The 21,571-nt window shown below is 60.2% G+C and carries 21 protein-coding genes and 1 pseudogene; 14 read left to right on the top strand and 8 right to left on the bottom strand.

The features are described from left to right. Positions 1–364: 364 nt before the first annotated feature. On the bottom strand, positions 365–2,659 hold the full coding sequence (locus VWY60_RS11910; RefSeq protein ID WP_416535840.1) for an adenosylcobalamin-dependent ribonucleoside-diphosphate reductase: 2,295 nt from the start codon (positions 2,657–2,659) through the stop codon (positions 365–367). 185 nt (positions 2,660–2,844) lie between these two features. On the opposite strand from VWY60_RS11910, the gene VWY60_RS11905 reads away from it, so the two are divergent. Continuing rightward, positions 2,845–3,276: a DUF1489 family protein gene (locus VWY60_RS11905; RefSeq protein ID WP_416538417.1), complete on the top strand. Its 432-nt coding sequence runs from the start codon at positions 2,845–2,847 to the stop codon at positions 3,274–3,276. A gap of 135 nt (positions 3,277–3,411) precedes the next feature. Here the strand turns inward: VWY60_RS11905 and VWY60_RS11900 are convergent, their stop codons facing one another. Beyond that, positions 3,412–3,729, bottom strand: coding sequence for a DUF1244 domain-containing protein (locus VWY60_RS11900; RefSeq protein WP_416535842.1), 318 nt, complete (start codon positions 3,727–3,729; stop codon positions 3,412–3,414). An 89-nt stretch (positions 3,730–3,818) separates the two neighbouring features. Then, positions 3,819–4,556: an N-formylglutamate amidohydrolase gene (locus VWY60_RS11895; protein ID WP_416540573.1), complete on the bottom strand. Its 738-nt coding sequence runs from the start codon at positions 4,554–4,556 to the stop codon at positions 3,819–3,821. Positions 4,557–4,676: 120 nt separating this feature from the next. Here VWY60_RS11895 and pyk point away from each other — a divergent pair, with 120 nt between their 5' ends. From pyk to pheT, 7 genes are all read left to right on the top strand, one after another. After that, on the top strand, positions 4,677–6,122 hold the full coding sequence (gene pyk, locus VWY60_RS11890) for a pyruvate kinase (RefSeq protein ID WP_416540572.1): 1,446 nt from the start codon (positions 4,677–4,679) through the stop codon (positions 6,120–6,122). Between the two features lie 37 nt (positions 6,123–6,159). After that, entirely contained in the window at positions 6,160–6,381 is a 222-nt protein-coding gene (locus VWY60_RS11885) for a hypothetical protein (protein WP_340544710.1), read from the top strand. Between the two features lie 190 nt (positions 6,382–6,571). Beyond that, complete coding sequence (gene rpmI / locus VWY60_RS11880) at positions 6,572–6,772, top strand: 50S ribosomal protein L35 (RefSeq protein WP_014873788.1); 201 nt, start codon at positions 6,572–6,574, stop codon at positions 6,770–6,772. 15 nt (positions 6,773–6,787) lie between these two features. Next, positions 6,788–7,153 carry a 50S ribosomal protein L20 gene (gene rplT / locus VWY60_RS11875; protein ID WP_014873789.1) on the top strand — a complete coding sequence of 122 codons (366 nt, stop codon included), beginning with the start codon at positions 6,788–6,790 and terminating at the stop codon, positions 7,151–7,153. Between the two features lie 215 nt (positions 7,154–7,368). Continuing rightward, a complete protein-coding gene (pheS, locus tag VWY60_RS11870; protein WP_340544717.1) occupies positions 7,369–8,442 on the top strand; it encodes a phenylalanine--tRNA ligase subunit alpha in 1,074 nt (357 codons plus the stop codon). Positions 8,443–8,569: 127 nt separating this feature from the next. Next, positions 8,570–9,391 carry an alpha/beta hydrolase family esterase gene (locus VWY60_RS11865; RefSeq protein WP_416540571.1) on the top strand — a complete coding sequence of 274 codons (822 nt, stop codon included), beginning with the start codon at positions 8,570–8,572 and terminating at the stop codon, positions 9,389–9,391. Between the two features lie 89 nt (positions 9,392–9,480). Further along, positions 9,481–11,877: a phenylalanine--tRNA ligase subunit beta gene (pheT, locus tag VWY60_RS11860; protein WP_416540570.1), complete on the top strand. Its 2,397-nt coding sequence runs from the start codon at positions 9,481–9,483 to the stop codon at positions 11,875–11,877. Positions 11,878–11,944: 67 nt separating this feature from the next. On the opposite strand, the gene VWY60_RS11855 is transcribed toward pheT, so the two are convergent. Further along, the gene (locus VWY60_RS11855; RefSeq protein WP_416540569.1) at positions 11,945–12,823 is read right to left on the bottom strand and encodes a LysR family transcriptional regulator; all 879 of its coding nucleotides are present in this window, start codon (positions 12,821–12,823) and stop codon (positions 11,945–11,947) included. A gap of 87 nt (positions 12,824–12,910) precedes the next feature. Here VWY60_RS11855 and VWY60_RS11850 point away from each other — a divergent pair, with 87 nt between their 5' ends. The 3 genes from VWY60_RS11850 (at position 12,911) to VWY60_RS11840 (ending at position 14,698) form a co-directional block, all read left to right on the top strand. Further along, the gene (locus VWY60_RS11850; RefSeq protein WP_340544723.1) at positions 12,911–13,546 is read left to right on the top strand and encodes a class I SAM-dependent methyltransferase; all 636 of its coding nucleotides are present in this window, start codon (positions 12,911–12,913) and stop codon (positions 13,544–13,546) included. A gap of 178 nt (positions 13,547–13,724) precedes the next feature. Next, positions 13,725–14,174, top strand: coding sequence for a YtoQ family protein (locus VWY60_RS11845; protein WP_416535848.1), 450 nt, complete (start codon positions 13,725–13,727; stop codon positions 14,172–14,174). Next, entirely contained in the window at positions 14,171–14,698 is a 528-nt protein-coding gene (locus VWY60_RS11840; RefSeq protein ID WP_416540568.1) for a GNAT family N-acetyltransferase, read from the top strand. Before VWY60_RS11845 ends, VWY60_RS11840 begins: the two co-directional genes overlap by 4 nt. A 60-nt stretch (positions 14,699–14,758) precedes the next feature. On the opposite strand, the gene VWY60_RS11835 is transcribed toward VWY60_RS11840, so the two are convergent. Together VWY60_RS11835 and mscL are read right to left on the bottom strand one after the other, a co-directional pair. Next, positions 14,759–15,565, bottom strand: coding sequence for a mechanosensitive ion channel family protein (locus VWY60_RS11835; protein WP_416538424.1), 807 nt, complete (start codon positions 15,563–15,565; stop codon positions 14,759–14,761). A gap of 130 nt (positions 15,566–15,695) precedes the next feature. Then, the gene (mscL, locus tag VWY60_RS11830) at positions 15,696–16,130 is read right to left on the bottom strand and encodes a large conductance mechanosensitive channel protein MscL (RefSeq protein ID WP_340544729.1); all 435 of its coding nucleotides are present in this window, start codon (positions 16,128–16,130) and stop codon (positions 15,696–15,698) included. Positions 16,131–16,539: 409 nt separating this feature from the next. Between mscL and VWY60_RS11825 the strand changes: the two genes are divergently transcribed. Beyond that, entirely contained in the window at positions 16,540–18,909 is a 2,370-nt protein-coding gene (locus VWY60_RS11825) for a Hint domain-containing protein (protein WP_416540567.1), read from the top strand. Positions 18,910–18,946: 37 nt separating this feature from the next. Here the strand turns inward: VWY60_RS11825 and VWY60_RS11820 are convergent, their stop codons facing one another. Both VWY60_RS11820 and VWY60_RS11815 read right to left on the bottom strand, forming a co-directional pair. Next, complete coding sequence (locus tag VWY60_RS11820) at positions 18,947–20,491, bottom strand: alanine/glycine:cation symporter family protein (RefSeq protein WP_340544732.1); 1,545 nt, start codon at positions 20,489–20,491, stop codon at positions 18,947–18,949. A gap of 19 nt (positions 20,492–20,510) precedes the next feature. After that, on the bottom strand, positions 20,511–20,945 hold the full coding sequence (locus VWY60_RS11815; protein WP_416535851.1) for a universal stress protein: 435 nt from the start codon (positions 20,943–20,945) through the stop codon (positions 20,511–20,513). 146 nt (positions 20,946–21,091) lie between these two features. Here VWY60_RS11815 and VWY60_RS11810 point away from each other — a divergent pair. Together VWY60_RS11810 and VWY60_RS11805 are read left to right on the top strand one after the other, a co-directional pair. Then, a pseudogene (locus tag VWY60_RS11810) lies at positions 21,092–21,223 on the top strand (AsnC family transcriptional regulator); the annotation flags it as partial. Positions 21,224–21,226: 3 nt separating this feature from the next. Beyond that, a complete protein-coding gene (locus VWY60_RS11805; RefSeq protein ID WP_416543842.1) occupies positions 21,227–21,547 on the top strand; it encodes an Lrp/AsnC family transcriptional regulator in 321 nt (106 codons plus the stop codon). Positions 21,548–21,571 lie beyond the last annotated feature (24 nt).

The raw sequence follows: 21,571 nt of genomic DNA, 5'->3' as shown, positions 1-21,571 counted from the left end.
AAATCGCTCACAGGCTCGATCGTTTCACCGAGGGGGAGGCCGATTGGTTTCTGACAGGATGCGTGACTCACGGTTCGAAAACTGAGTGTTGACCATGTCTGATCTCTTCTAGCTGACGGATGCGCAGCTAGCGAGTTTTTTCCCTCTTCCCGGGAGCCGATGGCGAACTCCACGTTGAAGGCAGGCTGCTTTTCCTGAAAGAAACCTCCAACAAAGTCGGTGTTTTGCAGAAAGTATGCTTAATAGAAAACCACCGAGAGCGGGGCTCCCGGTGGTCTATTTACTGTGCATCAGAAGGCTAAGAAGCGCCTCTGAATGGGCAGGTCATGCTGCGTCCGACTGTCGAGACATCAGGTGCCGCAGGTTACCCGCATTTGCTGTGGCCGCAGCTGCGGCAGGTCATGCAGCCTTCCACCATCTGCAGATCGTATTGGCCGCAGCTGGGGCAGGGTTTGCCGCGTGGAGCATTGAGGGAAACCACTTCCGCTTGCGGATCTGATTTCAGCCCCATGCCTTCACCTTCGAGGAAGCCGGTTGCCACCATATGGGTTTCAATCACGCCGCCGATCGCCGCCAGAATGGAGGGGATGTATTTGCCTTGCACCCAGGCGCCGCCCCGCGGATCGAAGACCGCTTTCAGCTCCTCGACGACAAAGGACACATCGCCGCCACGGCGGAACACGGCCGAGATCATCCGGGTCAGCGCCAGGGTCCAGGCGTAATGCTCCATGTTCTTGGAGTTGATGAAGACCTCAAACGGGCGGCGGTGGCCGTTGATGATGATGTCGTTGATGGTGAGGTAAATGGCGTGCTCGGAATCCGGCCACTTCAGCTTGTAGGTGTGACCTTCCAGAGACTGCGGGCGGTCCAGCGGCTCTGACATATAGACCACTTCGGCGCCATTCTCGCCCATATCACTTTGATGCGGTGCATCGGCGCTTTCGCCCGGCGCCTTGTCGGAGCTTTCGCTGACGGTCAGGACTGAGCCGGTTACGTCATTGGGGCGATAGGTGGTGCAGCCTTTGCAACCGAGGTCCCAGGCCTGCATGTAGACGTCCTTGAACTCATCAAAGGAAATGTCTTCGGGACAGTTAATGGTCTTGGAGATCGACGAGTCGATCCATTTCTGCGCCGCCGCCTGCATCTTGACGTGGTCGGAGGGGGGCAGGGTCTGGGCGTTGACGAAATAGTCGGGCAGCTCCTTGTCGCCGAACTTGTCGCGCCACATCTGCACGGCGTAATCCACGACTTCCTCTTCAGTGCGGCTGCCGTCCTTTTGCAGGACCTTGCGGGTATAGGCATAGGCAAAGACGGGTTCGATCCCCGAGGACACGTTGCCCGCATAAAGCGAGATGGTGCCGGTCGGTGCGATGGAGGTCAGCAGCGCGTTGCGGATACCGTGTTCGCGGATTGCGTCGCGCACATCCTCGTCCATATTCATCATGGTGCCCGACGCCAGGTAGGCGTCCGCATCGAACAGCGGGAAGGCGCCTTTCTCCTTGGCCAGATCCACCGAGGCCAGATAGGCCGCGCGGGCGATCGCGTGCAGCCAATCCTCGGTCTGACGCGCGGCTTCGTCCGAGCCATAGCGCAGCCCCAGCATCAGCAGTGCGTCGGCAAGGCCTGTTACACCAAGACCGATGCGGCGCTTGTTCTGGGCCTCCTGTGCCTGGGCCTCCAAGGGGAATTTCGACACGTCTACAACGTTGTCCATCATCCGCACCGCGGTGGCGACCAGCTCTTTCAGGGCCTGCGGATCCAGTTCGGAGTCTTTCTCGAAGGGGTTCTTGACCAGGCGCGCCAGATTGATCGAGCCAAGCAGGCAGGCGCCATAGGGGGGCAGGGGCTGTTCGCCGCAGGGGTTGGTCGCCGCGATCTGTTCCACGTAGGACAGGTTGTTGGCCTTGTTGATGCGGTCGATGAAGATCACACCGGGTTCGGCGTAATCATAGGTCGCCTGCATGATCTTGTTCCACAGGTCCCGCGCCTGGACGGTGTGATAAACCTTGTCACCAAAAACCAGATCCCAGGATCCATCTGCCTTTACCGCTTCCATGAAGGGGTCGGTGACCAGCACGGACATGTTGAACATGCGCAGGCGGGCGGGGTCGGATTTCGCGGTGATGAAGGCCTCGATATCGGGATGGTCGCAGCGCATGGTCGCCATCATCGCGCCCCGGCGCGAGCCTGCGGACATGATGGTTCTGCACATGGCGTCCCAGACATCCATGAAGCTGAGCGGGCCAGAGGCGTCTGCGGCAACACCTTTCACATCGGCGCCGCGCGGACGGATGGTGGAGAAGTCATAGCCGATGCCACCGCCCTGCTGCATGGTCAGCGCGGCCTCTTTCAGCATGTCGAAGATGCCAGCCATGCTGTCGGGGACGGTGCCCATCACGAAGCAGTTGAACAGGGTCACCTGCCGCGCTGTGCCGGCACCGGCGGTGATCCGGCCAGCGGGCAGATACTGGAAGTCCTCAAGCGCACCGTAGAATTTGTCCTCCCACATCTTGGGATCGGTCTCAGCCCGTGCCAGGTCGCGGGCGATGCGGCGCCAGCTGTCTTCGACGGTCTGGTCGATGGGGGTGCCATCGGCCTGTTTGAAACGGTATTTCATGTCCCAGATCTGTTCGGCAATCGGGGCGGCAAAGCGGCTCATATGGCGAATCCCTATGGTCGGTCGTGGCAAGGTGGCGGCCTGACTACACCAGCCGCGCCGATATCCTCAACGCAGAAATCGCGCGGAGGCGTAAATTTATCATCATCGTACCACAACACCTTGTCGATCTGCCAGTCTGACCTACAATATAGAGTTGATCATCTGGACGACTCTGTGGGCATCTTGTGGATAACTATATCAACCTCGTGAAACTTTCCGTTGGGACTGAAACTGTTGACGGGCTGGCAGCCTGGCAGGCGGAGTACCGCAAGCAGTTGCCGGAGGGATTGCCGCGCCATGTTACGCGGATGTGGCCCAAGCGCGAAGCGGAGATCCTCAATGGTGGGTCGATCTATTGGGTGATCAAGGGACAAATCCAGTGTCGTCAACGCATTCTGCGGCTGGACGAGGTGATCGGTGGCGACGGAATCCGCCGCTGTGCAATTGTTCTGGAGCCGGAAATCCACCGTACACAGGTCGCAACGCGGCGGGCTTTTCAGGGGTGGCGCTATCTGAAGCCGGAGGACACGCCGCCGGATCTGCGAAAAGGGCGTGTGGCGGAAAAGCCGTTGCCGCCTGAGCTGTCGCAGGCGCTTGCGGAAATCGGCGTGATCTGACCAGCCGGCGACCAATCGGCTATGATCGCCTATGTGTCAGGGGCGCAGTGACGCAAAAAAGGCCCCTGACGGGGCCTTCATCAGGTCGCTTCACGCGGCAGCAACCTCGCGGTCCGTGGTGGCGGCGCTGGACCGTCAGGAGGGCTCTTTTCCTACATTCTCTTGAAATGCGGTCTCAAAAGCGGCCTGTTTCTCGACAGAGGCCTCGGTCTGATAGTTGGCTTTCCATTCATCCATGGTCATGCCGTAGAAGCTTTCACGTGCCTCGGCTTTTCCCATCTCGATGCCGCGTTCATTGGCGGCTTCCTGATACCAGCGCGACAGGCAATTGCGGCAGAACCCTGCGAGATTCATCATGTCGATGTTCTGCACATCGGTGCGGTCTTCCATCAGGTGCTGGCGCAACCGGCGGAAGGCGGCCGCCTCTAGTTCGATCTGGGTCTGCTTGTCCATGTCGGGCTCCTTCCATGACACTATCTGCGTGACTAGCAGTTGCACCCGGGCGGGGCAACTCGCACCGGTGGTCGCGCCCTAATCGGGTGTCAGAGACCTGATTTGTCCAAGGCGCAGGGCAGTACATTGGCCAGACGTTCGGCCCAGCCCTGCTGCTCGGCTGCACTGGCAATCAGATCGTTGCGCAGTTCGATCAGCGTGTTTGGGCGCGCATGGGCGGTGCCATGTCGATCCAGCGTATCGCCGGGCAGATAGCCTGTGTAGGGCGCATTCACGCCGACGCAGAGGTCCGGCTGCGCCTTCAGCTCGGTGACGATATGGGGCGACAGGGGTTCGTTGTCAGGTGACAGGATTCCGATGTGCCAAGGGCGTGGCGGGCGTCCGCGCAGCTGGCGGGTGAAGGAGTGGATGGACACTAGAATTGCGCCGGGCCGCATCAGCAGCTCGGCCAGGGCATCATGATAGGGGTGGTAGCAGGCCGCCATCCGCGCCGTTCGCTCGGCCGCATCGGCGTGGCGGTTGCCGGGAATGATGGTCCCGTCGTAGAGTTTCATAAGCAGGGTCGGATCATCCGGGCCACGGTTTGGATCAATCACCAGTCGCGAGAAATTGGAGGCGATGACCGGCGCATCCAGAAGCTGCCCCAACTGCTGTGCCACCCCATAGGCGCCGATATCATAGGCAATGTGGCGCTCCATGTCCGCGCGCGGCAGGCCAAGTTCGCCGTTGTTCACAAAGGGGGGGACATGATTGGTGGCGTGATCGCAGCAGATCACCCAGCGGGCAGGGCGCCCGGCCCCATGCAAGAAGAATGGTGAATATGTCATCTGTCCGTCGCCATTTGATGATGAAGCTTTAGGGGAGTTGCGGCAAAATGGGAATTAGGCGATAAGCGCCGCAGCAATGTTTGCGATAACACCGTTCCAGCCGATGAAGAGGATGACCCCATGAGAAGATCGCGCAATGTAAAGATTGTTGCCACCCTTGGGCCGGCATCCGAAACCTATGAGACCATCCGTGCCCTGCATGAGGCGGGTGCAGATGTGTTCCGTCTGAACATGTCGCACGGCAGCCACGAAGAGATTGCCGCCAAACATGCGATTATTCGCAAGGTCGAGGCTGATCTGGACAGCTCGATTGCCATCCTCGCCGACCTTCAGGGGCCGAAGCTGCGTGTCGGCGTCTTTGCCAATGGTTCGGAGGAGCTGATCGAAGGCGCGTCCTTCCGGCTGGATCTGGACAAGGCAGAGGGTGACGTGAATCGCGTCTGTCTTCCCCACCCCGAGATTTTCGAAGCCCTGCAGCCCGGTGCCCATCTGCTGGTCAACGATGGCAAGATTCGCCTGAAGGTGGAGACCTGCGGCAACGACTTCGCCAATTGTACCGTCACCACAGGTGGGACAATCTCCAACCGCAAGGGGGTGAATGTTCCCGATGTGGTGCTGCCGCTGGCGGCCCTGTCGGAGAAAGATCGCGGCGATCTGGAATTTGTCTGCGGGCTGGGCGTCGATTGGCTGGCGCTGTCCTTTGTTCAGCGCGCCAAGGACGTCTACGAGGCACGTGGTCTTGCGGATGGTCGCGCGGCAGTGCTGTCGAAAATCGAAAAACCGGCTGCGGTCGACAATTTCGATGAAATCCTAGATGCCTCCGACGGGATCATGGTTGCGCGCGGCGATCTGGGTGTTGAACTGCCGGTTGCTGCAGTGCCGCCGATCCAGAAACGTCTGGTGCGTCGCTGCCGTGCAGCTGCCAAACCGGTGATCGTGGCCACCCAGATGCTGGAAAGCATGATCGAAAGCCCGATGCCGACCCGCGCCGAAGTCTCCGATGTGGCAACCGCGATCTACGAGGGGGCGGATGCAATCATGCTCTCCGCTGAATCCGCGGCAGGCCAGTACCCGATCGAAGCGGTGAAGACGATGGATAATGTCGCCACCGAGGTAGAGGTGGATCCGACCTATAGCCAGATCATTGCCTCTTCCCGCTCGGCCAAAGGCGATACCGTCGCCGACGCCATTGTCGCTGCCGCGCGTGAAATCGCCGAGAAGACCGAGATCAAGGCGATCTGCTGCTATACCCAAAGCGGCACCACCGCGCTGCTGACCGCACGTGAGCGTCCGGGCGTGCCGATCATTGCGCTGACGCCGCTGAACCGGACAGCCCGCCGTCTGGCGCTGAGCTGGGGCTGCAACTGTGTTGTGACGCCGGATCAGGAACGCTTCAAAGGCGCTGTGGTCGGTGCCGCGCGTGCCGCCCGTTCCGGCGGGTTCGCCGGGGAAACCGATCAGATCGTCGTGACGGCCGGTGTGCCTTTCAACGTTCCGGGCACCACCAACATCCTGCGTGTGGCACCCTGCGATGAACGTTTGATCTACAGCACCGACCCGGAGTAACCTGAACGCGTCTTAGTCTTCTGCGAGGACGCGCAGCATGGATACGGATCTGGCACTGGTGCTTGGGTTGTTGCTGGCTTTTCTGGCAATACCCGCGCTGTTGTCTGCCGCTACCGACCGCCGCACCCCCAGGGTGTCGGCGGTTTTTCTTGTCGTGGCGGTGGGTCTGCTCCTATATGCGTTCAGTACCAAATCCGGCGGGTATCAGATCGACGATATCCCGAAAGCCATTTTCCGGGTGATTGGCCGCTTTACCTGAGCGTCATGGCGCGCGCTGACTGTCGAGGCCGCGCTGACTGAACCTCAAGGAGGGCGGATTGGCCGCCTGCTCGAAGAATCTGCTTGCCCTTATGGTCCAGCTTGCGTAAACGGCAGCCCTGTTCGCGTGGCCGGCCCAGTGTGGCATGCCGAGTCGCGCATAGACCGAACCCGCATTGAAGGAGACGGAAATGCCCAAAATGAAGACAAAATCGAGCGCCAAGAAGCGCTTCAAAGTGACCGCGACCGGCAAGGTCCTCGCAGGTCAGGCCGGCAAGCGCCATGGCATGATCAAGCGGACCCGCAAGTTTATCCGCGACGCCCGCGGCACCACTACCCTGTCGGCACCCGACGCAAAGATCGTCAAGGGCTTCATGCCCTACGACCGCTAAGAGGAGATCTGAGATATGTCCCGCGTTAAAGGTGGTACCACAACTCACGCCCGTCACAAGAAAGTCATCAAGGCCGCAAAAGGCTATTATGGCCGTCGCAAGAATACCTTCAAGGTCGCGCGTCAGGCTGTTGACAAGGCAAACCAATACGCAACCCGCGACCGTAAGAACCGCAAGCGGAATTTCCGCGCGCTGTGGATCCAGCGGATCAACGCAGCTGTGCGTAGCCACGACGAGGCTCTGACATACTCCCGCTTCATCAACGGCCTGACCCTGGCCGGTATCGAAGTGGACCGCAAAGTGCTGGCCGATCTGGCCGTACACGAGCCCGAAGCATTCGGTGCCATCGTGAAGCAGGCACAGAGCGCACTGGCAGCCTAAGCTTAGGCGCAAGACAATTCCGAAAGGGCCGCTCTGCAAAGGGCGGCCCTTTTGCTGTTGCTGATCTGCTAGAGAGGCAGGCTATACGGTCTGACGGAGGCGGGGAGGCTGCCGGATTGTCGCGATTGCCGCCCGATTGGCAGAGAACCGGTTCAAAAGCTTGCTTTCAGCTTCTGCTGTGGTAGCAGGGCTGCAGCATTATTCAGGGGACCGTCATGGACGATCTTAAAGCAAAATATCTCGGGCAGATCGCCGATGCTGCCGATGAAAACGCGCTGGAGACCATCCGGGTTGCAGCTGTTGGGAAAAAGGGCGAAGTCGCGCTGAAGATGCGTGAGCTGGGCAAGATGACGCCTGAAGAGCGTCAGGTTGCGGGTCCGGCCCTGAACGCGCTGAAGGATGAGATCAACGCCGCACTCGCCGCCAAGAAGGCCGGGCTGGCCGATGCCGCATTGGATGCGCGCCTGCGGACCGAATGGCTGGACGTCACCTTGCCGACCCGCCCGACGCGCAGCGGGACTCTGCATCCGATCAGCCAGGCCAGCGAGGAGTTGACCGCGATCTTTGCCGAGCTGGGTTTCTCCGTTGCCGAAGGTCCGCGTATCGACACCGACTGGTACAATTTCGATGCGCTGAATATTCCCGGTCACCATCCAGCACGCGCTGAGATGGACACGTTCTACATGCACCGCGCCGAGGGCGATAACCGTCCGCCGCATGTGCTTCGCACCCATACCAGCCCCGTCCAGATCCGCTCGATGGAGAAGATGGGTGCGCCTTTGCGCATCATCTGTCCGGGTGGCGTTTACCGCGCTGATTACGACCAGACCCACACGCCGATGTTCCATCAGGTCGAAGGCCTCGCGCTGGACAAGAACATCTCCATGGCGAACCTGAAATGGGTGCTGGAAGAATTCGTGAAATCCTTCTTTGAGGTGGACAGCGTCGATCTGCGTTTCCGTGCGTCGCATTTCCCCTTCACCGAACCGTCGGCCGAGGTTGATATCCGCTGTTCCTGGAAAGATGGCACCTTGAAAATCGGTGAGGGTGACGACTGGCTTGAAATCCTCGGCTCCGGCATGGTGCACCCCAAGGTGATTGCCGCTGGCGGGATCGACCCGGACATCTATCAGGGGTTTGCGTTCGGGATGGGGATCGACCGGATCGCGATGCTGAAATACGGTATTCCTGATCTGCGCGCCTTCTTCGACAGCGACCTGCGCTGGCTGCGCCACTACGGTTTCCAGTGTCTCGACGTGCCAACGCTGCACGGTGGTTTGAGCCGCTAGGCCCGGATGACGGACTTCTGAACGCCTGCCTCGTACCTGAGGCGGGCGTTTTGGTTTGGGGGCCTAGGTTCACCGCCCCACAAACATGTGAAATGACAGGGGCGTGGTGTCGGGTAGTCTCCCGTCTATGACACGTTTTCTACTCTTGCTCTCAACCGCTTACATGTACGCCACCTCTGTCGCGGCCATGGGGCCGTGGAAGGCAAATGCAGACCCCTGCGGCGAAGAGCTGGCCTGCGCGCTGGGAGATCGCAGCTATCACGTGATGGAGCCTGATAACTGGGACGGTGTCGCGCCGCTGCCTGTGCTGATGCATTTTCATGGCTGGTCGCGAACAGGCAAACATGCGCTGCGCTCCGATCGGGTCGGGGCCTCGGCCAAACGGCGGGGCGTATTGCTGGTCACCCCGAATGGCCGTGGCAAGAGCTGGAATTTCTGGACGGCAGACACCGAGGATGTGACCTTTGCCGATGCGGTGCTGGCGGATGTGGCAAAACGCTACCCGGTCGATGCCGAACAGGTCTTTGTCTCGGGCTATTCCTACGGATCCGCCATGGCCTGGCGTTACGCCTGCCAGAGCGGCAAGGGGATTGCGGCATTGCTGGCGGTGGCGGGCAGTATTGATCAAACCGAAACCTGCGCCGAGGCCCCGCAGGAGGTTCGGCATGTGCACGGGCTTGCGGACACGGTGATGGATTTTCCGATGGGGCCGGGGGGTGATGTGACCTATCCGGTGGCCTTGTGGCGGCGGGCGTTCGACTGTTCCGGCGGAGGCGAGGCGCAGGGAGATTGGCAGGTCCGCAGTTTCCTGACGTTTTCGCGCACCGGCTGGAGCTGCGGTGGGCATGATGTCACCCTGGATCTGCACTCGGGCGGGCATTTCATCCCGCATGGTTGGATCGGTCGGCAGCTGGATGAGCTTTTGGGTCTCACCCCCAGCTATCCTTAGGCCGAGAGCGGAGCCAAGGCTTGCACATGGGGGCAATCTTTGTCATTGCCTGCTGCAACATGCATGGCTTGCCATAGGAAACCGGACCGATGAAATTCACTCTTTCTTGGCTGAAAGACCACCTCGACACTGAGGCCTCCGTCGAGGACATCACCGAAACACTGACCGACCTCGGGCTTGAGGTCGAAGGTGTGTCGAACCCTGCGGACCGGCTGAAGGATTTTACGCTCGGCTATGTGAAACATGCCGAGAAACACCCCGACGCGGACAAGCTGCGGGTGTGCAAGGTCGACACCGATGAAGGCGAGATGCAGATCATCTGCGGCGCGCCCAATGCCCGTGAAGGTATCACCGTCGTGGTTTGCAAACCGGGCATGTATATTCCCGGTCTCGACATCACCATCGGTGTGGGCAAGATCCGCGGTGTCGAGAGCTTTGGCATGATGGCGTCCGAGCGCGAGCTGGAACTGTCGGATGAACATGACGGCATCATCGAGCTGCCTTCGGGCAATGTCGGCGATCGCTTCGTCGATTGGCTGGCCGAGAATAGCCCGGCCAAGGTCGATCCCGTTATTGAAATCGCCATCACGCCGAACCGCCCGGATGCGCTGGGGGTTAGGGGGATCGCGCGGGATTTGGCCGCACGCGGGCTGGGCACATTGAAGCCGCTTGATATCGAGCCGGTCGACGGCGGATTCGAAAGCCCGATCAAGGTCAATATCGACGCAGATACGCTGGATGGCTGCCCGCTGTTCACCGGTCGCCTGATCCGCGGCGTGAAGAACGGCCCTAGCCCGCAGTGGCTACAGGACCGGTTGAGCGCCATTGGTCTGCGTCCGATTTCGACACTGGTTGATATCACCAATTATTTCACCTTCGATCAGAACCGCCCACTGCATGTCTTTGACGCAGCCAAGGTAGCGGGCAATCTGCGCATCCACCGGGCAGCGGGTGGCGAGACGCTGACCGCGCTGGATGAGAAGGACTACACCTTCGCCGAAGGGCAGATGGTCATCTCCGACGACAACGGCCCGGAGAGCATTGCGGGCATCATGGGCGGGGCCGACACCGGGTGCACCGAGGAAACGACCGATGTGTTCCTTGAGAGTGCATTCTGGGACCATGTGCAGATCGCGACCACTGGCCGGGCGCTGAAAATCAACTCGGACGCGCGCTACCGTTTCGAGCGGGGCGTCGACCCCGAATACACCCGTGAAGGTCTCGATCATGCCACCCGGATGATCCTCGACCTCTGCGGTGGCGAGCCGTCGAATGTGGTGATCGCAGGCGCTGTACCGGATCACGCGCGCGCCTACAAGCTGGATCCCGAGCGGGTCCAGTCGCTGGTCGGGATGGATATCCCGGAATCCGAGCAGCGCCAGACCCTGACCCGTCTGGGTTTCCGGCTTGAGGGCAATATGGCCCATGTTCCGAGCTGGCGCCCGGACGTGATGGGGGAGGCTGATCTGGTGGAGGAGGTGGCGCGTATCGCGTCGCTCACGAAACTGGAAGGCAAGCCGTTGCCGCGCCTGACAGATGGCGTCCCTGCACCGGTGATGACCCCTGAGCAACGCCGCCAGCAGATCGCGCGGCGGACCTGCGCCAGCCTCGGCTATAACGAGGTGGTGAGCTACACCTTCATCGACAAGGCCTCTGCAACGCTGTTTGGTGGCGGGGACGATGCGACCATGCTGGCCAATCCGATCTCCTCCGAGATGTCGCACATGCGTCCGGCACTGTTGCCCGGGCTGTTGCAGGCTGCCGCACGCAATCAGGCGCGTGGCTTCATGGATCTGGCGCTCTTCGAGGCGGGACCTGCTTTTCACGGTGGTGAACCGGGTGAGCAGCATAACCTGATTTCCGGCCTTCTGGTTGGCCGTACCGGCCCCAAGGACGTGCATGGCACCAGCCGCGCGGTCGACACGTTTGACGCCAAGGCAGATATCGAGGCGGTTCTGGCCGCAATCGGTGCGCCGGCCAAGGTCCAGATCCTTCGCGGGGCAGAGCCCTGGTGGCATCCGGGGCGGCATGGCAAAATCTGCCTGGGTCCGAAGAAAGTGCTGGGTGTCTTTGGCGAACTGCACCCGAAGGTTCTGAGCGAAATGGGGATCAAGGGGTCCGCTGTTGCCTTTACCATATGGCCTGACGAAGTTCCGATGCCACGCAAAACCGGGGCCAATCGTGGTGCGCTGGTTCAAAGCGACCTGCAAGCGGTCGAGCGTGATTTCGCCTTTGTCGTGGCCGAGGACGTCGAAGCCCTTACCCTGGTCAATGCCGCCGCAGGCGCCGACAAGGCGCTGATTGATGATGTGCGAGTTTTTGACGAGTTCATCGGCGGCAGCCTGGGAGAGGGCAACAAGTCTCTGGCCATCACGGTCCGCTTGCAGCCGACCGAAAAAACCCTGACCGAAAAGGATATCGAAGCGGTCAGCGACAAGATTGTCACAAAAGTCACCAAGGCCACCGGCGGAACATTGCGCGGATAACGGCGCCTGTGACCTCTGGCTGAAACCTGTATTATTCTGGAAACGCGCCCAGGTTGAGGGCGCGTTTTCAGTTCTGGGCGAGAAAATCTGCCAGAAGGTCAAAGACCAGCCGGATGCGGCGGCTGGTGTGGAGCTCGCGGTGAGTGGTCAGCCAGATCGGAAATACGATTGGATCCAGCCGCGGCAGTAGCCGTTCAATGCCGGGCGTGGGCTCGGCCACATCCTCCATCATCGGGCAGATGCCGAAGCCCTGTTTGACCAGCTCCCAGGCGGTAAGACCGCTGGAGGACTTGATCCGAAAGTTTTCCGGCGCAAGATGGATTCCAAGCGGTGCCAGGAAGTCAATCGAACGGTCCACATCGGCAAAACCGACAAAATCGTGGTCTGCCAACTCCTTGGTTGATGCCGGACGACCCCGTCGCTCCAGATAGCTCGGGGCCGCGTAGAAATGCGCCCGGGCTTCGCGCACGAGGCGCGCGATCAGTTCCGGCTGGTCAGGGCGCACATGGCGGATGGCAATATCCGCTTCGCGTCGCATCAGGTCCCGGATGTCGTTGGCGGCCACGACATCAATCGTCAGCCGCGGCGCGCGCTGTCGGATCTGGCGCAGCACAGGCGGCAGCACATAGGCCGACACGACGTCGCTTGCGGTAATCCGAATGGTGCCTTCGATGGTTTGGGCCGAGGCGCTGGCCGCCAGTGACAGGCCCTCGGCTGCGGCCCCCATCCTGCGGCTGTGGTCCAGCAGATCCTGCCCTGCGGAAGTCAGTGCCAGACGGCGCCCCGGACGTTCAAACAGCATCACACCGAGATCGGCTTCGAGGGCTGCGACCTGTCGGGACAGGGTCGGTTGGGTCAGCCCCAGCTTGCGCGCACCGGCGGAGAGGGAGCCGGTTTCTGCCGTCGCCAGAAACGCCCGGATATGATTCCAGTCGAGTTTATCCATACAAATATGTATACCTCAACTGCAAATTTTGGCAATTTTACTTATGTTTCTGCATGGGTAGCCTGTAGCCATCTTAGGAGGACAGAGATGACAACCGATGCGCGCTTCTGGGACAGGACTGCCCCCAAATACGCCAAATCCAAAATCCGGGATGAGGCCGCCTATCAATACACGTTGGAGCGCACGAGAGCCTATCTGAAGGCGGGCGACCACGTGCTGGAAGTGGGCTGCGGTACGGGATCCACCGCGATCGCACTGTCGGACGCGGTTTCGGCGATGACCGCAACCGATCTGTCGGAGGGAATGCTGCGCATCGGTCGCGACAGGGCCGCGCAGGCCGGTGCGGACAACGTGACCTTTGAACATTGCGGTGACGACGCGCTGCCAGCCGGACCGTTTGACGTGGTGATGGCTTTCAACCTTCTGCATCTGGTTCCGGATGTGGATGCCGCACTTGCGTCGGTCGCCGAACGCGTGCCGAGTGGGAAGCTGTTCATTTCCAAGACACCCTGTCTGGGCGAGGCGCGTGGCAGCCTGAAATACTGGATGTTCTCGGTACTGATCCCATTGATGCGTCTGGTCGGAAAGGCGCCGAGTTCGGTGGCTTTGCTAAGTATTGCTGAGCTGGAGGCCGCTGTGGAGCGGGCCGGGTTCGAGATTATCGAGACCGGCAATTACCCGATCTCGATACCGAGCCGTTATCTGGTGGCACGGCGGCGCTAGCTTCCTGACCTGACGCGAAGCGGTGGACGAATTGTTGCAGCTGTTGGATACTCTGCCTGCTGGCCGAACGGGCTGTGGTCCCGGCGCCAGGGCACATCACATTGGCGGGGCCAGGAACAGACAGCATCTGGCAGGGCGGGCCGAAACCGTCAGCTGCTCGCGCAGGAAAGGACATTCCGTGACTTTGAACGTATATCTCTCAGGCGAAATTCACACCGATTGGCGGGACCAGATTATTGATGGTGCAGCGGGCCTGGATGTGCATTTTGCCAGCCCGGTTACCGATCATGACGCCAGCGATGACTGCGGTGTGGCTATTCTGGGCAGTGAGCCGAACAAGTATTGGCACGACCACAAAGGCGCGATGGTCAATGCCATTCGCACCCGCAAGGGTCTGTCAGACGCGGATATCGTCGTGGTCCGCTTTGGCGAAAAATACAAACAGTGGAACGCGGCCTTTGATGCGGGCTATGCGGCCGCTCTGGGCAAGTCGCTGATTGTCCTGTCCCAGGATGAGCATCAGCATGCCTTGAAAGAGGTACATGCCGCTGCCTTGGCTGTCGCGAAAGAACCGCGGCAGGTTGTCGAAATCCTGCGCTACGTGTTGCAGGGGAGCCTGCCTGCGTGACCGGGCCGACATTGACGACGGAGCGGCTGTCGCTGCGCCCGCACCGGCTGGAGGATTTTGATGCGCTGACGGCGTTGTGGATGGATCCGGTGGTTGTCCGTCATACGATCGGTCGCCCGGCCAGCCGCGAGGAAACCTGGACGCGCCTGTTGCGCTACATCGGACATTGGCAGGTGCTGGGTTACGGTTACTGGGCGATCACCAGCCACGACGACGGACGCTATCTCGGCACCGCCGGCTTTGCCGATTATCAGCGCGATATCGACCCTCCGCTCGGCTCGGTGCCCGAGGCGGGCTGGGGGCTGATGCCAGCGGAGCATGGGAAGGGGCTGGCGACAGAGGCGGTCGAGCGCATACACCGGTGGGCTGCCGAGGCGACCCAATGGCGATCAACCTGTTGTCTTCTGGATCCTGACAACGCAGCCTCGATCCGAGTCGCCGAGAAGATGGGCTACAGCGCCAGTCACGAAGCCAACTACCGTCAAGAGCCGACACTGGTGATGACCAGAGCGATCCCGCGCTAACACGCTTTCGAAGCCATAGACAGCCGCCCTGCACGTAGATCCGGGGCGGCTGCCGGGAGATCAGCCCTCTTTCTTGATTTCCACGCTGTGCGGGTAGGGGATTGAGATGCCCTTGTCGTCAAAAGCCTCTTTGACGGCTTGGGTCATTGCGAACTTCAGCTCCCAATAATCCGCGGCCTTGCACCACAGACGTGCGGTGAGATCGACCGAGCTGTCGCCAAGATTGGTCACCCGGACCCAAGGAGCAGGATCCGCCATGACCCGTGTATCGGCCTCGGCGAGGGCCATGATGATCTCCTTGGCGTCATCGGCGCTGTCGCCATAGTCGATACCAAAGACCATATCCACGCGGCGGGTGTCATGGGCGGAGTAATTGGTGATGATTGCACCCCAGGCCTGACCGTTGGGAATGATGATCTGGACGTTGTCCGGTGTGACCAGTTCGGTCACGAAGAGGTTCAGGTCAACCACGGTGCCGGAGGTGCCGCCGATATCGACATACTGGCCGAGCTTGTAGGGGCGAAATAGAACCAGCATGACGCCCGCAGCCAGATCGCTCAGCGTTCCCTGGAGAGCAAGGCCAATCGCCAGGGTCGCAGCGCCGAGCATGGCGACCAGGCTGGTGGCCTCTATCCCAAAGATGCCAAGCACGGCGACCAGCACGATGGCCAGCAATATCCAGCGGACGGCACTGGCGGCAAAATTACCGAGTGTTTGATCCAGATGTGGCGTCGCGTTGATGCGACGGCGCACGGCGCTGCTGATGATACCGGCGGTTATCCAGCCAAGCACCAGCACAACCAGCGCCTTGGCCGTACTGATTAGCAAGGGCCAGAGCGCGCCCAATTGTTCGATCCATTCTTCCATGTCGTTGTCTGGTCCCTGCCATTGTCTCAAAGGAATGCCCGATCACCGGCAACGCGAGGTCGCCGGTGCCCGAGATGTGGCCTTAGTCCGACCGGCCGCAGGATGCCACCTGCGGATCGTCTGTGTCTGCTTACCGTTTCAGGGAGTCGCGGATTTCCAACAGGACATCCAGCTCTGTGGGGCCGGCGGGGGCTTCCTCGGCGGGCATGGCTTCCTGCTTGCGGAAAGCGGCGTCTTTGACCTTGTTGACGTAGCGCACCAGCATGAACACCACGAATGCGATGATCAGAAAGTTGATCACTGCCATCACAAAGGCACCGTGAGCAAACACAGCGGCGCCCGCCTCACGTGCGGCCTCCAGGCTGGCACCTTCAGGGACGTTGCCCGCAAGGACCAGGTAGGAGTTGGTGAAATCGATCCCGCCAGTGAACAATCCGATGATGGGGTTGATCAGGTCGTTGACCATGCTGCTGACGATCGCGGTAAAGGCGGCGCCGATGATGATGCCGACGGCCATGTCCATCACATTGCCCTTGGCAATGAAATCTCTGAATTCCTGAAGCATGTTGTTTGTCCCTGTTAACGAAGTCATTTTCATTGAGCAGACGTCGCGACCATCTGCGCGCTGCATGAACGCAGTTTAGTCAGGTTTTGGCCGCCGCTGCTATTGATTTTGCATTGAAAACTCTAGCCGTAGCCCTGTCGCGCGGACCATCGCAGCGGCACCGGTCCGGCGTTTCGCCATATTCTGACCGCAAAATGGGCCAGCACCGGTCCCAGAGCGGTCCTGTGTTGGACGTGTTTGCCGGGTAAATCTTGGCCGTTGGATGTGTTTTTCCCTGGACCCGAACAGCGCGCCGCCTGTGGGATCTGGGCGCGGGCGCGTCATCGGGGGCGCCGGCTGTATCGGCGCGGGGTGTCCGCTGCTGTTGCTGGAGCGGAGTTAATTGTTAGGTACAAGGTAGACGCGAGACATGGCCATTCTTGACAATGCGATCTGGTTGACCGGCATCAACGGCACCGCGCAAAGTGGGTCTACCTCACTGAGTGAAGGCGGCAATACCACGGTTGTGACAGGCACGTTCACAGCGGACAGCTGGGACAGTTCGCAGGATGGCTACGCGGTTTCCGATTTCGGTGCCTTTGGCGTCAGCGATCCCATCACCGCAAGTTACGGGTTCTCCAATCCTGTCACAAATTTACGGTTTGATCTTCAGCATGTGAATTCGAACGGCAGTTCGAATGACGATAAGTTTACGCTTCGGGTGCTGGACGCAAGCGGTGTGTTGATCCCCGCATCGCAGATCATTGCCGGGTTGACCGGGGTTACCCACCATCAGGTCACGGTCAACGCCGATGGTACGGTCTCGATCGAGGCTGAGGGCAGCACAGCCGCCGATATCGGTATTGCAATCGACGGCCCCGTTTCGCAGCTGGATGTGATCTTTGACAATGGGGGGGACGCACCTGTTTCCGGCGGAGCGGGACTGTCCGATCTGACGTTCACGATCCCGCCGGCCTTGGATTACATCGTCGAAGGCACCGAGTCCGGCGAGCGCATCGACGTCAACTATCTGGGCGATCCCGAAGGCGATCGGGTCGACAGCGCCGACGCGGCTGATGGCTCCCAGGATGACGTGATCGAGGCCGGCGGCGGCAATGATACCGTTATCGCAGGTGAGGGGGATGATCGGGTCGATGCAGGCGCCGGCGATGACTCGGTCGAAGGGGGTATCGGGTCGGACACCCTGCTTGGCGGCGATGGGAACGATCTGCTACAGGGCGGCGCTGGTGATGATCTGCTGCAAGGTGGCATCGGTAGCGACACGCTGGAGGGCGGCGCCGGGCGCGACACGCTGGAAGGTGGTATCGGGCATGACTCGCTTAGCAGCGGCGACGATAACGATCTGCTGTTGGGCGGCGATGGCAACGATACGATCACCGCAGGCTATGGCGATGACACGATCTATGGCGGGGCTGGCAATGACCAGCTCGAAGGGCTCTATGGCAACGATCTGATCTATGCGGGGGAAGGGGACGACCATGTCTTTGGCCGCGATCAGGATGACCTGATTTATGGTGAAGACGGCAATGACACGCTGATCGGCAGCATGGGAACCGACACCGTCTGGGGCGGGGCTGGCAATGACATTCTGGCGGGCAGCCAGGGCAATGATGAGATCCATGGCGGCGATGGCGACGACCTCGCCTTTATCGGTGTCTATGAAGATTCCGACCGCATCTTCCTCGACGATGGCAATGACTATCTCGATGGGAGCACCGCCGGGTCATCCTTTTATGGCGAAGGTGGCCGTGGCGACGACGTGATGAACAGCGGCGTCGGCAATGACACGTTGCTGGGCGGCGAGGGCTATGACCAGCTGAGTGGCGGCGCAGGCGGCGACTCGTTGGATGGCGGCAGCGAAGATGACATAATCGAAGGCGGAAGCGGCGCTGATACGCTGATCGGCGGTGCGGGTGCGGACAGCCTATACGGCGAGGATGACCGGGATCTGTTGATCGGCGGGGCCGGGGATATCGTCGATGGTGGCGAAGGTGGTGATGATTACGACCGGCTTGATATCAGCGAGCTGCGCGCGCTTGGAAACACCCGGATCATCTATACCAGCGCTGACCGCGAGGACGGCCGGGTCGAGGTCACGAACAACAACAATGACACCGTTGGAACGTTGACCTTCTATAACATCGAGGAGGTCATTCCCTGTTTTACGCCGGGCAGCCTTGTCCTGACACCTCAGGGTGCGGTTCCGGTTGAGGATCTGGAGATTGGTGATCGCGTCCTGACGCGCGACAGCGGGTTGCAAACCCTGCGCTGGACCGCGCGACGGGTGGTTACAACGGCAGAGTTGGCACGCCGCCCTCAGTTCCAGCCGATCCTGATTGAGGCCGGGGCGCTCGGCCAGGAGGGGGCCGAGCTTGTGCCGAACCAGGATATGATGGTGTCACCGCAACACAGGATGCTGCTGACGGGAAGCCGTGCCGAACTGCTGTTCGGCTCAAACGAGGTGCTGGTGGCGGCTGTGCATCTGATCAACGATCGCGATATCCGCCGGGCGCGAACACTGGATGTGACCTATATTCATCTGCTCTTCGATCAGCACGAAATCATCTGCGCCGATGGAGCCTGGAGCGAGAGTTTTCAGCCCGGTGACCTGACACTGGCGGGGATGGATATGGCCCAGCGGTCAGAGCTTTGCCAACTGTTCCCGGAGCTGGAGAGTATGGGGCAGGCCTTTCCGACGGCGCGGCGGTCCTTGCGCAGCCATGAGGCGCGGGTGTTGCTGTCCGAAGGTCGGCACAATCGCGGCGACGGATCAGCCTAATAACCCGGCCACCATCGGCGGCCGGGTTGCTGCTTTGTTACTGGAACTTCTTGATTTCACCGGTCTTGAGGCGTGCCATGTAGCTGTTCAGCTCACCCTTGACGATTGGCATCAGGAAGTAGAGCGCGACGATGTTCACCACGGCCATGGCAAAGATTGCCGCATCGGAGAAGTCGATGACCGGACCCAGGCTTGCCGCGGCGCCGATGATGACAAACAGGCAGAAGATCACCTTGAAGACCAGTTCAGTGGTCTTGCCCTCACCGAACAAGAAGGTCCAGGCTTTGAGGCCGTAGTAGGACCAGCTGATCATGGTGGAGAAGGCAAACAGGATCACCGCGATGGCCAGAATATACTTGAACCAGCCAAATGCCGACGAGAAGGCCGCAGATGTCAGAGCCACGCCGGAATTGCCATCCACGGTCTGGATCGCGCTTCCTGCCTCGTTCAGCACGTAGAGACCGGTTTCAGGGTTGCTGACCAGCTGGCCGGTGATGATGATCACCAAGGCGGTCATGGTGCAGATCACCACGGTGTCGATGAACGGCTCCAAGAGCGAGACGAAACCTTCGGTGATCGGCTCCTTGGTCCGCACGGCGGAGTGGGCAATTGCCGCGGAGCCAACGCCCGCTTCGTTGGAGAAGGCCGCGCGTTTGAAGCCCTGGATCAGTGCGCCAACCATGCCGCCCGCAACGCCAAGACCGGTAAAGGCACCGTCGAAGATCTGGCCAAAGGCCCAGCCGATTTTGTCAAAGTTCATCAGGATGATCACCAGCGCGGTCAGCACATAGAGCACGCCCATGAACGGCACCACTTTTTCGGTGACTTTGGCGATCGACTTCAGGCCACCAATGATCACGGCAAAGACGACACCAGCGAAGATAACGCCGGTGACCCAGCCCGGATAGTCGCCCAGAACATTGGTCAGCTGGGCATGGGCCTGGTTGGCCTGGAACATATTGCCGCCACCAAGGGCGCCCAGAATGCAGAAGATCGAGAACAGGACCGCCATGAACTTGCCCCCGGGCAGGCCACGTGCAGCAAAGCCCTTGGTCATGTAGTACATCGGGCCACCGGAAACAGTGCCGTCAGGGTATTCGTTGCGGTATTTCACACCGAGCGTACATTCGGTGAATTTCGACGCCATCCCCATCAGACCCGCGAGGATCATCCAGAAGGTTGCGCCAGGACCACCGATGCCAACCGCAACCGCGACGCCTGCGATATTGCCAAGGCCAACGGTGCCGGAAAGCGCAGTGGCCAGAGCCTGGAAATGGCTGACCTCGCCTGCGTCATTCGGGTCGGAGTAGTCGCCCTTCACCAGCGAGATCGAGTGCGGGAAGGCGCGGAACTGGATCAGGCCGAAATAGATGGTGAAAATCGTCGCTGCAATTACCAGCCATGCCACGATCCACGGGAAGCTGGTGCCCGGAAATGGGCTGAAGATGAAATTGACAAACCAGCCCGTGGAACTGGCAAAGAGATCGTTGACCTTCTGGTCGATGCTCTGTGCCATTAGCGGACCCGACAGCACTAGGGCGCCGGGGACGGCCAGTGCGGCCGCTTTGGAAAAACTGTTCATGATGACCCCTGTCGATCAGTTATGGGACAATGGTGACCGGAACCGGCGCAGCCTGCGCCAGACTGCCTGCGACCGAACCAAACAGCCGCGATGACAATGCGGAATGGCCGGTGCGCCCGATAACCACGTGATTGGCCCCTTCGGACTTCGCGATGGACACGAGAACCTCGGCGATATTACCGTATTTCACGGTGGCCGTGACCTCGACACCGCTGGTCTCAAGATCCTTGAGCAGGGGCTGGATCAGCGCGGTCTCGGCGCGTTCAAGCTCTTCGGTGCGGCGCTTGTGGCGCTCTGCCAGCTCGGCTGCGGATAGAAAAGAATATGGTGACCATTCCAGCACATGCGCGACTACGATGCTGCCGCCCTGTGCCTTTGCTACACCCAGCGCAAAGTTGAGCGCACTCCGCGCGCTTGTGCTGCCGTCGTAGCCAACTACGATTTTTGAGGCCATCTGCCCCTCCCTTGGTTACGTCATCCCTGTGACGAAGTGTCTCAATTTTATGACGTCGTTGATAGGAAAGGTTCTCGATTTCCTTGCCTATTCGGAAAATTTCGGAAAAATGTGCGGATAACGATTAAGTACTGGGAAAATTTCCGATGGACATGCTGGATTCTCGTATTCTTTCCGCCCTACAGCAGGATGGTCAGATATCAATGGCGCGCCTCTCGGAGAAAGTAGGGCTGTCTTTGTCCGCATGTCACCGTCGTGTCAAGTTGATGGAAGCCAGCGGTATGATCGAAGGCTATGCCGCGCGGCTGGATCGCAAGAAGATTGGTCTGGAGCTTCAGATCTTTATCGAGATCAAGCTGGTCGGTCAGCAGCGCGAGCATATCCAGGCCTTTGAGAACACCATTGCCCGTATGCCCGAGGTGTTGGAATGCCACCTGATTTCGGGGGAGTTCGACTATCTGATACGTGTCGCGGCGCGCAATACGGAAACCTATGAAAACCTCTATCGCAACCGGTTGTCGGACATCCCGTCGGTCGCACAGATGAAGACCTTGCTGGCGGTTTCTACGGTGAAGGAGTTTCGCGGCTATCACCTAGAGTGAGACGCGCCCTCTTCAGGTCTGTTT

This window comes from Phaeobacter sp. JH20_26, assembly GCF_048056275.1.
Lineage (GTDB): Bacteria > Pseudomonadota > Alphaproteobacteria > Rhodobacterales > Rhodobacteraceae > Phaeobacter > Phaeobacter bryozoorum.
The sequence above is the reverse complement of the archived record's forward strand: the minus strand, read 5'-3'. Positions and strand labels throughout refer to the sequence as shown.

Excerpts from the sequence above, each read along its gene's own strand:
- VWY60_RS11895 (WP_416540573.1), bottom strand. The coding sequence starts at position 4,556 with ATGACATATTCACCATTCTTCTTGCATGGGGCCGGGCGCCCTGCCCGC.
- rplT (WP_014873789.1), top strand. The coding sequence starts at position 6,788 with ATGTCCCGCGTTAAAGGTGGTACCACAACTCACGCCCGTCACAAGAAA.
- VWY60_RS11815 (WP_416535851.1), bottom strand. The coding sequence starts at position 20,945 with ATGGCCTCAAAAATCGTAGTTGGCTACGACGGCAGCACAAGCGCGCGG.
- VWY60_RS11850 (WP_340544723.1), top strand. The coding sequence starts at position 12,911 with ATGACAACCGATGCGCGCTTCTGGGACAGGACTGCCCCCAAATACGCC.
- mscL (WP_340544729.1), bottom strand. The coding sequence starts at position 16,130 with ATGCTTCAGGAATTCAGAGATTTCATTGCCAAGGGCAATGTGATGGAC.
- rpmI (WP_014873788.1), top strand. The coding sequence starts at position 6,572 with ATGCCCAAAATGAAGACAAAATCGAGCGCCAAGAAGCGCTTCAAAGTG.
- VWY60_RS11805 (WP_416543842.1), top strand. The coding sequence starts at position 21,227 with ATGATCGAAGGCTATGCCGCGCGGCTGGATCGCAAGAAGATTGGTCTG.
- VWY60_RS11855 (WP_416540569.1), bottom strand. The coding sequence starts at position 12,823 with ATGGATAAACTCGACTGGAATCATATCCGGGCGTTTCTGGCGACGGCA.
- VWY60_RS11865 (WP_416540571.1), top strand. The coding sequence starts at position 8,570 with ATGACACGTTTTCTACTCTTGCTCTCAACCGCTTACATGTACGCCACC.
- VWY60_RS11835 (WP_416538424.1), bottom strand. The coding sequence starts at position 15,565 with ATGGAAGAATGGATCGAACAATTGGGCGCGCTCTGGCCCTTGCTAATC.
- pyk (WP_416540572.1), top strand. The coding sequence starts at position 4,677 with ATGAGAAGATCGCGCAATGTAAAGATTGTTGCCACCCTTGGGCCGGCA.
- pheS (WP_340544717.1), top strand. The coding sequence starts at position 7,369 with ATGGACGATCTTAAAGCAAAATATCTCGGGCAGATCGCCGATGCTGCC.
- VWY60_RS11910 (WP_416535840.1), bottom strand. The coding sequence starts at position 2,659 with ATGAGCCGCTTTGCCGCCCCGATTGCCGAACAGATCTGGGACATGAAA.
- VWY60_RS11825 (WP_416540567.1), top strand. The coding sequence starts at position 16,540 with ATGGCCATTCTTGACAATGCGATCTGGTTGACCGGCATCAACGGCACC.
- VWY60_RS11885 (WP_340544710.1), top strand. The coding sequence starts at position 6,160 with ATGGATACGGATCTGGCACTGGTGCTTGGGTTGTTGCTGGCTTTTCTG.
- pheT (WP_416540570.1), top strand. The coding sequence starts at position 9,481 with ATGAAATTCACTCTTTCTTGGCTGAAAGACCACCTCGACACTGAGGCC.
- VWY60_RS11820 (WP_340544732.1), bottom strand. The coding sequence starts at position 20,491 with ATGAACAGTTTTTCCAAAGCGGCCGCACTGGCCGTCCCCGGCGCCCTA.
- VWY60_RS11900 (WP_416535842.1), bottom strand. The coding sequence starts at position 3,729 with ATGGACAAGCAGACCCAGATCGAACTAGAGGCGGCCGCCTTCCGCCGG.